Genomic DNA, 12,372 nt, shown 5'->3' with positions numbered 1-12,372 from the left:
TTATTCTGCTTGGATAAATTCATCACGGTGTGCCAATAATTGCTCTTTGCTTAAACTAAATACGCCTAAGCCACCGTTTTTAAGTTCGATCCAATTAAATGGTACGTTAGGGAATTGTTCTGTTAAATGCACCATTGAGTTACCCACTTCACAAATAAGTGAACCGTGATCGGCTAAGTAATCAGGGGCTTGACGTAAAATACGTTTAACGATATCTAAACCGTCAAAACCTGAACCTAACGCCATATCTGGCTCGTGGCAGTATTCTTCTGGCATATCATTTAGATCTTCTTGATCCACGTAAGGTGGATTACTCACGATCAGATCATATTGCTCTTGTGGCAATTCATTGAATAAATCCGATTGCATTGGAATGACACGCTCGCTCATTTGATGATGTTGAATGTTCATCTCTGCCACGTTTAATGCGTCGGTCGATAAATCAACCGCATCAATTTCAGCATTTGGGAAATATTCTGCACAAGCAATCGCAATACAGCCACTTCCGGTACACATATCTAAAATGCGGTGCGGTTCAGCGTGTAAGATACCTGCAAACCGATTTTGTACAAGTTCAGCGATTGGGGAACGTGGAATGATCACGCGTTCATCAACATAAAACTCTAAACTAGCAAACCACGCACTGTGCGTTAAATAAGCAATAGGTTTACGGAAACCTAGACGCTGTTTTACGATATCAATAATACGAGATTTTTCAATCAAGGTTAAACGTGCTTCAAATAATTTTTCAGGCACGTCGGTTGGTAAGTGCAGGGCGGCAAGAATGAGTTGCTGAGCTTCGTCCCACGCATTATCGTAACCGTGACCATAATAAAGATCCGACGCATTAAAATAGCTATACGCCCAACGCATAAAATCTAAGGTTGAGTGAAGTTCATTTGCGATATTAGATTGTTGGATTTCATCTAAAAGTTCAAGATTATATTGATATTCTGACATAGTTTTTTCCTAAATTAAAAAATTAAGCTGTTTATACCACATTTCGCTTTATGTTAGAATGCCCAAATTGAATTGAAAGGACATAAAATGCTAAATAATGACGAATTATCCCTTTTTCAAGAGGCTGTGAAAGGGGCAAAAAAATTAAAACAAGATACAGTTGTAATGAAAAAGCAACCTTCTCAAAAGGCGGTTGAAGTAAGAGAACAAAAAGAAAAAGCTGACACGCAATTTTATTTTTCCGATGAATATGAGCCTTTATTAAGTGAAGAAAATGATAAAGTGAAATATCGTCGTGAAGATGTCGATCCTTATTTGCTCAAACAATTAAGACGTGGCGATTTTTCTCCAGAGCTTTTTTTAGATTTACACGGCTTAACCAGAAAGCAAGCAAAAATGGAATTAGCGAGTTTAATTCTAGCCTGTGAAAAAGAAGGCGTATTTTGTGCGAGTATTATGACGGGTTACGGCACTTACGCCCTAAAAACTCAGATTCCACGTTGGCTTGTGCAGCACCCTAAAATTCTCGCATTACACCAAGCACCAAGAGAATGGGGGGGGGATGCTGCGATTTTGATTTTAGTGGAGCAGCTCGACGGCAATGTCAGACGATAATGTTTTATTCATATCTTAATGCTGTTGCAGGCTCTATTTTTGCTGCTTGATAAGCGGGATAAAGCGTGCAGAGTAGTGATAATAAAATAGAAATTACAATAATACTAATCACTTGGGGAATAGCTATTTCCGTTGGTAATACTATTCCCATTGGACTAATTAAATGAATGAGATCACTTAGATAGACAGTTGCCAAAATTCCAAGTCCACCACCTAAAATCGCACCAATAATTCCAACAATTGAGCCTTGAAACATAAAGATTTGCATTACTTGATTTTTCGTTAATCCCTGTGTTTGTAAAATTGCAACTTCGCCTTGTTTATCAACGACCATTAAGCTTAGCGAGGTGATAATATTAGAAATAGCAACAATGATAATTAGGCTAACGAGTAATCCCATCATATTTTTTTCCATTTTAACTGCTTGAAAAAATTCGCCTTTCTGTTCTCGCCAATCTGAAATATGCCATTTGTTTTGATCAAAATAATCTGTTAATTGAGATACTTTAAAAGGATCATCTAAAAACAATCGTAATCCCTGTGTTTGATTTGGATAAATATGCAGCAAGCGTCCAACATCACTTAAATTAGCAAATAACGTATTTGAATCATTAGTTTGACTAAAATAAAGATCTGAAATTGTAAAGAGGCGTTGTACAGGTACACGTCCAAAAGGCGTATAACGGCTATTTTCTGTGATCATTAAGCGAATTTTATCCCCTTTATTCACTTTTAATTGATTCGCAAGGGAGTAGCTCATAATGACATTAAATCTTGATTTAGGAAGTTGTTGCTGAATATTCAATTCAGTTAAACGAGGATCATCGTTGCTATTTTCAACCCCAATAAGTTGGCCAGCATTGATACTATTCTTACTCTGGATAACTACATTTGTTTGATTGATTGGAACACTTTTTGCAATAAATACAGGAAATTTGACCGCTTGATCCTTTGTGAGTTTTCCTTCTTTTAAAGATAAAACAGCATGAGGAAGACTGGAAAGTAAATTACGTTTTTGCATACTTTCTAGACCATTCATTACTGACAGCACGATTATTAGTGCCATCACACCGAGAATAATCCCAAAACTTGCGAGATTAGTGACCATTCGACCAAAACGATCTGCACTTTTAGAGCGCCAGTAGCGAAGTGCAATAAAAAGAGTTGTATTCATAAAATAATGTTTATCCTTAGAGAGTATCAAATGCTATTTTTTCATTGCACCTAGTACGCCACGCACAATTTCTCTGGCAATTCGATTACGAATATTACGTCCAACAGCTTTGGTAATTCCACTAACCATTTGCTCTGTTGCATTTTGCTCACGGCGTTTTTTCTTACCAAAAATAGAGGCAATAATGCCACCAAGCAAGCCTTCGCTCTCTTCTTGTTCTTCTTTAATTTGTTGTTGTTCGACATCTGCTTGTTGCTTTAATTCCTCATAAGCAGAATGCTCATCAACATAATTATTGTAATAATCAAAAAGATCATCTTGCTTCACATATTGATGTCTTTCATTGTGAGAAAGAGGGGATAGTTGGCTTTTTGGCGGATAAATAGAGGCAATTTCTACTGGGGTTGGCATTCCTTTTTCATCTAAGACAGAAATTAAGGCATCGCCAATTCCAAGCTCCGTAATTGCACTTGCAACATCAATATTGGGATTTGAGCGAAAAGTTTCAGCCGCTGCTTTTACTGCTTTTTGATCACGAGGTGTGAAAGCTCTTAGAGCGTGTTGAATGCGGTTGCCTAATTGTCCTAAAATGCTATCGGGTAAATCTAATGGATTTTGAGTAACAAAATAAATGCCTACGCCCTTAGAACGAATTAGGCGTACTACTTGTTCTACTTTATCCACCAATGCTTTCGGAGCATCGTCAAAAATAAGATGTGCTTCATCAAAAAACATCACAAATTTTGGTTTTTCAGGATCGCCAATTTCAGGTAGGTTTTCAAAGAGCTCAGACATTAGCCATAATAAAAAAGCACTATAAAGCGTTGGTGAGTTAATCAATTTTTCTGAATTAAGAATATTGATAACCCCTTTGTCGTCACGGGTTTGTAACCAATCATCTAAATTTAATGAAGGTTCGCCAAATAATTTATCACCACCTTCATTTTCAAGAGAAAGTAATGCACGTTGAATTGCTCCGATACTTGCAACTGACACATTGCCATATTCCATTCTAAATGTTTTTGCATTTTCGCCAACATATTGCAACATTGCACGTAAATCTTTGAGATCGATTAACAACAAGCCTTTGTCATCAGCGACACGAAATACTAAATTTAATAGACCTTCTTGGGTGTCATTCAAATTTAATAAACGGCTTAATAAAACAGGTCCAAGTTCTGAAATAGTGGTGCGTAATGGAATACCTGTTTCGCCAAAAACGTCCCAGAAAGAGACGGGGAATGATGAAAAATAGCTTTCACTGCTTAAATTAAATTGGTTTACTCGCTCAGCTACTTTGCCTTGCATTGTTCCAGCTTGACTTAAACCTGAAATATCCCCTTTTACATCCACTAAAAAAACAGGAATGCCATCGTTACTAAAATTCTCTGCAAGGGTGCGTAATGTAACGGTTTTTCCAGTTCCTGTTGCTCCTGCAATGAGTCCGTGACGATTTGCCATTTTAGAAAGGAGTGAAATTGCGTTGCCTGATTGTGTTTGTGCAAGGGTATAAGTTGTCATAATAAAATCTCATTAAAATATATAGTTAGCACGCATTATAAGAGTAGTTGTCCTATCTTGCTAGCATAAGGTTTAAAATTGTATAAATTTTCACAAGCTATTTGATCTGAGAGTTGATATTTTTGTTCAGAAGATGAATAATAACGCCCTATTATTTTATAACAGATTTATATTGAGAGGATTTTTCTCAATTTTTCATATAGGAAATTTATAATGCAACAGATCCCAATGACTGTACGTGGTGCAGAATTATTAAGAAAAGAATTAGAACAATTGAAAAATGTGCGTCGTCCTGAAATTATTAAAGCAATTGCAGAAGCACGTGAACATGGTGATTTAAAAGAAAATGCAGAATACCACGCAGCCCGTGAACAACAAGGTTTTTGTGAAGGACGTATTCAAGAAATTGAAGGAAAATTAGGTGCTGCTCAAATTATTGATGTTACGGCAATGCCTAACAATGGAAAAATTATTTTTGGTGCGACTGTTGAATTAGTGAATGTAGAAACTGATGAAGAAGTAAGCTACCGCATTGTTGGCGATGATGAAGCAGATATTAAGCAAGGCTTAATTTCAGTGAATTCACCAATCGCACGTGGTTTAATCGGAAAAGAATTAGATGACAGCGTAACCATTAAAACACCGGGTGGCACAGTTGAGTTTGACATCGTTGGTGTTGAATATATCTAAAAGTAAGCTATCTTTTTAAATCAGCATAAGCGGTCAAATTTTAAAAGCAATTTACGATTTTGTAAAAACGTATTAAAATTTGACCGCTTATGACTTTTTTAAGGATAAATAATGAAATCCCTTCCCCAAAACCAACAATGTTATTGGTTACAAGTTTATCAATCACAGCTTTATTTACCGAATAACAACATTCCTTTTGGCACAGCACAAGAATGCGGTTTAGCTACTCGAAAAGGTATTGAAATTGCTCAATATAAAGGCTTTTCTGTATGGTTGATCCCAACTCAAGAAAGTGAATTAAATGAAGGTTTTGTTAATCTTCGCTCACAACTTTTTCAGCCAGAAGCACATTTTTATTTATTAAATAAAGCGGTCAGTTTAAATCACTTTTTTACAAAAAATCGTTTTTGTGGCAGTTGCGGGTCTTATTTCAGTAAAGCAAATGATGAGATGGCATTGCATTGTGAAAGTTGTGGTAGTCGTGTTTATCCTAAAATTAGCCCCTCAATTATTGTGGCAATCAGACGTGATAATCAAATTTTATTAGCTAATCATTTACGTCACAAAGGAACAATTTACACCAATTTAGCGGGTTTTGTGGAAACAGGGGAAAGCTTAGAGCAAGCGGTTGAACGTGAAGTTTTTGAAGAATCGGGAATTAAAATTAAAAATATCCGTTATTTTGGTAGCCAGCCTTGGGCATTTCCTGATTCACTAATGTTAGGTTTTTTAGCCGATTATGAAAGTGGTGAAATAACTCTTCAGGAAGAAGAAATTTTTGATGCAAATTGGTTTGATAGCAGCGGTACATTACCTCAACTTCCGCCAGAAGGCACGATAGCGTTGAAATTGATTAAAGCAACGTTAGCGTTATGTAAGCAGGATCAACCTTGATGTGCTAAATGATCTTTGATGAGCTGAATAAACGCATTGCCAAAACGTTCTAATTTGCGTTCACCGACACCGTTAATCTCTAACATTTCATTGCGGGTTTGAGGCACAAATTCAGCCATTTCTTGTAATGTGGCGTCATTAAAGACGATATAGGGTGGAATATTCTCTTTATCTGCAATCTGTTTACGTAGAAAACGTAAGCGAGCAAAAAGGTCTTTGTCGTAATTACGATTGTTCGTTTTGGTTAATAGTGTTGTACTAGCAGACACGCCTAGACGAGGCATTGCAAGAGAAAGAGGCATTTCTCCACGCAAGAAAGGACGTGCATTTTCTGTCAGCTGTAAGCTAGAATGTTGCATTATATTTTGGTTGATCAGCCCTAAATGGATCAACTGACGGATAACGCTGATCCAATATTCTTGATTTTTATCTTTACCAATGCCAAAAACAGAAAGTTGATCGTGATTATGATCTTTAATTTTTTGATTATTCAAACCACGCAATACGCCGACAATATGGTGTAAACCAAAAATTTGCCCTGTGCGATAAATCGCTGACATTACTTTTTGTGCATCAACCAATCCATCATATTTTTTCGGTGGATCAAGACAAATATCACAATTTTTACAAGGCTCTTGACGCAATTCGCCAAAATAATTAAGTAGAACTAAACGACGACAGGTTTGAGATTCCGCAAAATCTTTAATCGTATTGAGCTTATGTTGCTCAATCTTACGTTGCTCATTTTCAGGCTTTTCAAGTAATACTTTTTGTAGCCAGCCGTAATCAGCAGGATCATAAAATAACATCGCTTCAGCAGGTAAGTCATCACGCCCAGCACGTCCTGTTTCTTGGTAGTAGGATTCAATACTACGAGGCATATCAAAATGCACCACAAAACGTACGTTAGATTTGTTGATTCCCATTCCAAAAGCAACCGTTGCCACCACGACCTGAATGTCATCTCGCTGAAAGGCATTTTGCACTGTAGCACGTTCCGCAACAGACATTCCTGCGTGATAGCCCATTACTTTGATACCACGTGAAGTCAGTTTTTCTGTCAAACTTTCCACTTTTTTACGACTACCACAATAAATAATGCCACTTTTTCCTTGTTGCTTTTCTACAAATTTAACGAGCTGGTTAATCGGCTTAAATTTTTCTTGAATGGTATAGCGGATATTCGGGCGATCAAAACTCCCTAAATAAGTGTGTGGATTATTGAGTTGTAAATTACGAATGATATCGGCACGCGTCGCTGGATCAGCTGTTGCCGTAAGCGCCATAAGCGGTATATTTGGAAAGGTTTTTCTCAAACCACCAAGCGAGGTATATTCAGGTCTAAAATCGTGTCCCCATTGTGAAATACAGTGAGCTTCATCAACCGCAATTAAATTGATTTTACAATGAGAAATAAAGTGATAAAAATTATTTGTCATCACTTTTTCAGGCGAGAGATAGAGCAGTTTTAACTGCCCTGACATTGCTTTTTGTTCGACTTCCTGTTGCTCTTCAAGGGTTTGGGTTGAGTTTAGATAAGCGGCTTCTATTCCATCCGTGAGGAGTTGATCAACCTGATCTTTCATCAATGAAATAAGCGGTGAAATAACTAAGGTTATTCCCTCTAAACACAATGCAGGAACTTGATAACAAAGGGATTTTCCACCACCAGTCGTAATGATAACGAGACAATCTTTATTAGACAGCACAGCTTCAATAACTTCTTGCTGTCCTGTTCTAAATGATTGATAGCCAAAAACATTGTGTAAAATGCTTTTAGCTTGACTGATGGAGGGATTTGCCATTATTGGAAAGAAACCGTTTCACCGTGTTTTGCAACGGCTTGTTCTAGATGCTCCCAAAATGAGCGACCATCACGATCAAACCAGTCATCATTTTGATATTTAAAATGAAAACCACCTAGTTTGCTCGCAAGCCATAATTCAAGCATTGCTTCTTGTTTATTGATCACAATTTGTGAATCATCAGAAAAATGAAGCGTCATTACGGCACCGTGCATTTCACAATCGACATCACAATCTTGCTCTTCAAGTTGCTCCTCGATGGTATGCCACGTTTGTTCAACAAGCTGATGAAATTTTAGTGTATCCATTTGATGAAATTCCATTATTATAAATAAAAGACAAAAAACGGAAGCCTGAGCTTCCGTCTTTTAATTTTAGAATAAATTATCTTGCACGGAAAATGATACGACCTTTTTGTAAATCGTAAGGTGTCATTTCAACAGTCACTTTATCCCCAGTTAAAATACGAATATAGTTTTTACGCATTTTTCCAGAAATATGAGCTGTCACAACGTGTCCATTTTCTAATTCAACACGAAACATCGTATTTGGTAAGGTCTCTAAAATTGTCCCTTGCATTTCAATGCAATCTTCTTTAGCCATTTATTCCTCTTTGATTGACTTTATAAAAATAATAAAACTTCGCTATTATACTCGTAATGGACTGAATTTCAATCATTAAAAATAAACTGTATAATCTTAATACAAATGTGCTTGATTCGCTCAATCTATATAATTTACTATTTTTATTTAATAAAAATTAACACGTAATTTGTGTTTTGAGATGTATTTGATTAGATAAAAGAAACCCACATTCTAGTTTTACTAGTAATGTGGGTTCTAAAATTATTTATTTTAATTTAAAAATAACTAATTATTTAGTAGCATCAATTGCTTTGATACCAGTTTCAACAGCATCTTTCATTTCAGTTGCTTTTTTAACAGCATCTTGAGCGTCTGTTGCTTTATCCATTGCAGCGTCTTTAACGTCAGCAACTTTGTCCATTGCTGCATCTTTAGCTTCAACAGCTTTTTCTACTGCTGCGTCTTTAACATCAGCAACTTTATCCATTGCAGCGTCTTTAGCTTCAACAGCTTTTTCTACTGCTGCATCTTTTGCTTCAACAGCTTTATCCATTGCAGCGTCTTTAGCTTCAACAACTTTATCCATTGCTGCATCTTTAGCACCCATTACAGTTGCTACAGCAGCATCTTTTGCTTCAACAGCTTTTTCTACCGCTGCATCTTTAGCTTCAACAGCTTTTTCAACAACAGTGTTTTTTACATCTTCAACTTTTTCAGAAACACTTTTTGTTGAATCTGTAACAGTTTCGCTAATTGCATTTGTAGCTTCAGCTGTTTTTTCAGTAACTGTATCTTTAACTTGTGCTGCGGTTTCAGTTGCTTGAGCTTTTACTTCTTCAACTTTATCACAAGCAGTTAAAGTAACTGCTGAACCTAATACTAATGCACTTAATAGCATTTTTTTCATAGAGAATGACTCCTAAATTGTTTATCTCAAAATAATTCGTTCTAATTCAGAACGAGGGTTTATTGTTACATAGAATTTTAAAATAGTAAAGAACGCATCTTATGATGCAAATCTATACTTCATTACTAAACAATGCTTCAATAAACTCATCCGCATCAAATTGACGCAGATCTTCTATTTTCTCTCCTACTCCAATAAAGCGTATTGGAAGCTTAAATTGATCAGCAATGGAGAAAATAACCCCACCTTTTGCTGTACCATCTAATTTTGTAAGAGAGACCCCTGTTAGACCAACAGCTTCATTAAAAAGTTTCGCCTGGCTGATTGCATTTTGACCAGTTGATGCATCAAGGGTTAACATAATTTCGTGTGGAGCAGTTTCATCATATTTTCGCATAACTCGAACAATTTTCTTCAATTCGTCCATTAGGTTATCTTTGTTCTGTAAACGTCCTGCCGTATCGGCTAATAATACATCAATGCCTTTTGCACTGGCTGATTGCATTGCGTCATAAATAACAGAGGCAGAATCTGAGCCCGTTGATTGTGCCACAACAGGAATTTGATTACGCTCGCCCCAAACTTGTAATTGTTCTACGGCAGCCGCTCGGAAGGTATCGCCAGCAGCAAGCATAACCGATTTCCCTTCATCTTTAAATTTGCGTGCTAATTTTCCGATAGTGGTGGTTTTTCCAACCCCATTTACGCCCACCATTAAAATCACATAAGGTTTTTTGGTTTCATCGATCACTAGCGGTTGAGCCACTGGTTTTATCACATCAGCCAGTTCGACTTTTAATTGTTGATAAAGCAATTCTGCGTCTTTTAACTCTTTTTTCGAGGCGTGTTGAGTCAAATTATTGATGATTTTTGTGGTGGTCGGCATACCTAAATCGGCGATCAGCAATTTTTCTTCTAATTCTTCAAATAACTCATCATCAATTTTTTTGCCTTGAAAAAAGCTTAAAAAACCAGAGCCTATGCTTTGTTTAGTTTTTACTAAACCTTTGATTAAACGCTGAAAAAATCCATCTTGAGTGGGTTTTTCTTGATAGCTATCTTCTATTTGCGTTTCAGGTTCAATATCAATATTATTTTCTGTTTCTGTTTCTGTTTCTGTTTCTGTTTCTGTTTCTGTTTCTGTTTCTGTTTCTGTTTCTGTTTCTGTTTCTGTTTCTGTTTCTGTTTCTGTTTCTGTTTCTGTTTCAATATTGACTATTTCAGCTATTTCTTCTTGTTCTTCGACATCTTCTATAACAGGGGTAGCGGTAATATTTTCTTCATTTTTTGCAAATTCTTGATCAGAAATGACCGCTTGTTCAACAACTTCATCTTGTTGCTCAACGTCTTGTTGTTCGATTATAACTTGTTCCGTTTCTTGTTTTTTACCACCAAATAGTGATGACCAAAAGCCTTTTTTCTTCGCCATATTTTCGCTCTCTTTATAATTGATAAAATATACTTTTATATTCTACTTTATTTTAGCCCCCTTTTGTTATGAAAAAAGATAAATTTCTGATAACTGTACTGAAATAGGTGGAATAAACGCATAATGAGAGGTGTAGCATTTAGCCATAATAATATGTGATTTTGATCACAATCTCTCATTTTGGCGATATATTATTTTGATAGATAAGAGTAAATTATGTCATTATTATTTGATGAGGGGAGAGTTATTTATGTTTAAAAAACTTCAACAAATTGGTAAAGCATTTATGTTGCCAATCGCTATTTTGCCTGCTGCTGGTCTTTTATTAGGAATTGGTGGGGCATTATCAAATCAGGCAACGGTGCAAGCATATCCAATCTTAAATAATCCAGCATTGCAAAGTATTTTTAAAGTAATGTCGAGTGCTGGCGGTGTGGTCTTTTCTAATTTGGCATTATTACTTTGTATTGGTTTGGGGATTGGTTTAGCAAAACGTGATAAAGGTGTGGCTGCACTTGCAACGGTCGTTGGCTATTTGATTATGACAGGCACTATTTCAACCTTAATTTCTATTTTCTCACCAGAAGTAAAAGGCATTGATACTGGTGTGATTGGTGCATTGGTAATGGGGTTGATTACGGTAAAATTACACAATAAGTATCATAATATTCAGTTACCACAAATTCTCGGTTTTTTTGGTGGTTCTCGTTTTGTTCCGATCGTAACCGCTTTTGTTGCTATTTTTATTGGGGCATTATTCTTCCTGATTTGGCCAACTTTCCAAAATTGGTTACTTGAAGCGGGAAAAAGCATTGCGGCAATGGGAGAAATTGGCACATTTTTCTATGGTTTCTTAATGCGTTTGAGTGGTGCAGTTGGGCTACATCATATGATTTATCCATTATTTTGGTACACCGAATTAGGTGGCACTGAAATTGTAAATGGTGAAACAATCATTGGGGCTCAAAAAATCTTTTTTGCTCAATTAGCCGATCCAAATCATCAAGGCTTATTTACCGAAGGAACCCGTTTCTTCGCAGGACGTTTTGATACAATGATGTTTGGTTTACCTGCTGCTTGTTTGGCGATGTATCACGCTATTCCTAAACAAAAACGTGGTTTAATTGGTGGATTATTTTTAGGTGCGGCTTTAACCTCTTTTATCACCGGTATTACTGAACCGATTGAGTTTATGTTCTTATTTGTAGCACCTTGGTTATATGTATTCCACGCTTTTTTAGACGGTGTTTCATTCTATATTGCGGATTTCTTAAATATCTCCATTGGTAACACCTTCTCTGGTGGATTTATTGATTTCTTCCTATTTGGTATATTACAAGGCAATGCAAAAACGAACTGGATTACTGTCGTAATGGTGGGGTTACCTTGGGCAGCCCTTTACTATTTCTCATTCTTGTTCTTAATTCGCAAGTTCAATGTGATGACACCGGGACGTAGCGAGGAACAAGAAGAAATTATCGAACAAAAAGCGACATCATTAACCGAAAATGCTCACAAAATTATTGAAGCCTTAGGTAAAGCAGAAAACATTGAGAATGTTGACGCTTGTATTACACGTTTACGTGTTTCTGTAAAAGATGTCAAAGCGGTGAATAAAGCGACGTTAAAGTCTCTCGGTGCGATTGATGTACTTGAAGTTGGCGGTGGTGTTCAAGCAATATTTGGTGCAAAAGCCGTGCTTTATAAAAGCGAAGTGAATCAGATTTTAGGGAGAGAAGATTAGTTCGTTATTTTCTAAGGTAGGGGAGGATTGAATAAGCGTAGCGAATGG

General features: G+C 36.5%; 12 protein-coding genes. 4 read left to right on the top strand and 8 right to left on the bottom strand.

The window, feature by feature from the left end; all coding sequences use genetic code 11:
- Positions 1–960: a 50S ribosomal protein L3 N(5)-glutamine methyltransferase gene (gene prmB / locus DYE60_RS05050; RefSeq protein WP_115315546.1), complete on the bottom strand. Its 960-nt coding sequence runs from the start codon at positions 958–960 to the stop codon at positions 1–3.
- Between the two features lie 87 nt (positions 961–1,047).
- Here prmB and smrB point away from each other — a divergent pair, with 87 nt between their 5' ends.
- Positions 1,048–1,575: an endonuclease SmrB gene (gene smrB, locus DYE60_RS05045; protein WP_115315545.1), complete on the top strand. Its 528-nt coding sequence runs from the start codon at positions 1,048–1,050 to the stop codon at positions 1,573–1,575.
- A 4-nt stretch (positions 1,576–1,579) separates the two neighbouring features.
- Here smrB and DYE60_RS05040 read toward each other — a convergent pair whose 3' ends face one another.
- Both DYE60_RS05040 and DYE60_RS05035 read right to left on the bottom strand, forming a co-directional pair.
- Positions 1,580–2,749: a lipoprotein-releasing ABC transporter permease subunit gene (locus tag DYE60_RS05040; protein ID WP_115315544.1), complete on the bottom strand. Its 1,170-nt coding sequence runs from the start codon at positions 2,747–2,749 to the stop codon at positions 1,580–1,582.
- Between the two features lie 33 nt (positions 2,750–2,782).
- Positions 2,783–4,270: a helicase HerA-like domain-containing protein gene (locus DYE60_RS05035; RefSeq protein WP_115315543.1), complete on the bottom strand. Its 1,488-nt coding sequence runs from the start codon at positions 4,268–4,270 to the stop codon at positions 2,783–2,785.
- A gap of 213 nt (positions 4,271–4,483) precedes the next feature.
- On the opposite strand from DYE60_RS05035, the gene greA reads away from it, so the two are divergent.
- Positions 4,484–4,960, top strand: coding sequence for a transcription elongation factor GreA (gene greA / locus DYE60_RS05030; protein ID WP_115315542.1), 477 nt, complete (start codon positions 4,484–4,486; stop codon positions 4,958–4,960).
- A 111-nt stretch (positions 4,961–5,071) separates the two neighbouring features.
- Positions 5,072–5,854 (top strand): NAD(+) diphosphatase, encoded by a 783-nt coding sequence (gene nudC, locus DYE60_RS05025; RefSeq protein WP_115315541.1) that lies wholly within the window; start codon positions 5,072–5,074, stop codon positions 5,852–5,854.
- Here nudC and recQ read toward each other — a convergent pair.
- The 5 genes from recQ to ftsY form a co-directional block, all read right to left on the bottom strand.
- Complete coding sequence (recQ, locus tag DYE60_RS05020) at positions 5,845–7,659, bottom strand: ATP-dependent DNA helicase RecQ (protein ID WP_115315540.1); 1,815 nt, start codon at positions 7,657–7,659, stop codon at positions 5,845–5,847. The genes nudC and recQ overlap by 10 nt on opposite strands.
- On the bottom strand, positions 7,659–7,967 hold the full coding sequence (gene cyaY / locus DYE60_RS05015; RefSeq protein WP_115315539.1) for an iron donor protein CyaY: 309 nt from the start codon (positions 7,965–7,967) through the stop codon (positions 7,659–7,661). Before cyaY ends, recQ begins: the two co-directional genes overlap by 1 nt.
- Positions 7,968–8,043: 76 nt before the next feature.
- On the bottom strand, positions 8,044–8,262 hold the full coding sequence (gene infA, locus DYE60_RS05010) for a translation initiation factor IF-1 (protein WP_115315538.1): 219 nt from the start codon (positions 8,260–8,262) through the stop codon (positions 8,044–8,046).
- A gap of 271 nt (positions 8,263–8,533) precedes the next feature.
- A complete protein-coding gene (locus DYE60_RS05005) occupies positions 8,534–9,151 on the bottom strand; it encodes a hypothetical protein (protein WP_115315537.1) in 618 nt (205 codons plus the stop codon).
- Positions 9,152–9,263: 112 nt separating this feature from the next.
- Entirely contained in the window at positions 9,264–10,580 is a 1,317-nt protein-coding gene (gene ftsY / locus DYE60_RS05000) for a signal recognition particle-docking protein FtsY (protein ID WP_115315536.1), read from the bottom strand.
- A 250-nt stretch (positions 10,581–10,830) separates the two neighbouring features.
- Between ftsY and DYE60_RS04995 the strand changes: the two genes are divergently transcribed.
- Complete coding sequence (locus tag DYE60_RS04995) at positions 10,831–12,324, top strand: PTS transporter subunit EIIC (RefSeq protein ID WP_115315535.1); 1,494 nt, start codon at positions 10,831–10,833, stop codon at positions 12,322–12,324.
- The last annotated feature ends 48 nt before the right edge of the window (positions 12,325–12,372 follow it).

This window comes from Phocoenobacter uteri (genome assembly GCF_900454895.1).
Classification (GTDB): Bacteria; Pseudomonadota; Gammaproteobacteria; order Enterobacterales; family Pasteurellaceae; genus Phocoenobacter; species Phocoenobacter uteri.
The sequence above is the reverse complement of the archived record's forward strand: the minus strand, read 5'-3'. Positions and strand labels throughout refer to the sequence as shown.

Excerpts from the sequence above, each read along its gene's own strand:
- prmB (WP_115315546.1), bottom strand. The coding sequence starts at position 960 with ATGTCAGAATATCAATATAATCTTGAACTTTTAGATGAAATCCAACAA.
- smrB (WP_115315545.1), top strand. The coding sequence starts at position 1,048 with ATGCTAAATAATGACGAATTATCCCTTTTTCAAGAGGCTGTGAAAGGG.
- DYE60_RS05040 (WP_115315544.1), bottom strand. The coding sequence starts at position 2,749 with ATGAATACAACTCTTTTTATTGCACTTCGCTACTGGCGCTCTAAAAGT.
- DYE60_RS05035 (WP_115315543.1), bottom strand. The coding sequence starts at position 4,270 with ATGACAACTTATACCCTTGCACAAACACAATCAGGCAACGCAATTTCA.
- greA (WP_115315542.1), top strand. The coding sequence starts at position 4,484 with ATGCAACAGATCCCAATGACTGTACGTGGTGCAGAATTATTAAGAAAA.
- nudC (WP_115315541.1), top strand. The coding sequence starts at position 5,072 with ATGAAATCCCTTCCCCAAAACCAACAATGTTATTGGTTACAAGTTTAT.
- recQ (WP_115315540.1), bottom strand. The coding sequence starts at position 7,659 with ATGGCAAATCCCTCCATCAGTCAAGCTAAAAGCATTTTACACAATGTT.
- cyaY (WP_115315539.1), bottom strand. The coding sequence starts at position 7,967 with ATGGATACACTAAAATTTCATCAGCTTGTTGAACAAACGTGGCATACC.
- infA (WP_115315538.1), bottom strand. The coding sequence starts at position 8,262 with ATGGCTAAAGAAGATTGCATTGAAATGCAAGGGACAATTTTAGAGACC.
- DYE60_RS05005 (WP_115315537.1), bottom strand. The coding sequence starts at position 9,151 with ATGAAAAAAATGCTATTAAGTGCATTAGTATTAGGTTCAGCAGTTACT.
- ftsY (WP_115315536.1), bottom strand. The coding sequence starts at position 10,580 with ATGGCGAAGAAAAAAGGCTTTTGGTCATCACTATTTGGTGGTAAAAAA.
- DYE60_RS04995 (WP_115315535.1), top strand. The coding sequence starts at position 10,831 with ATGTTTAAAAAACTTCAACAAATTGGTAAAGCATTTATGTTGCCAATC.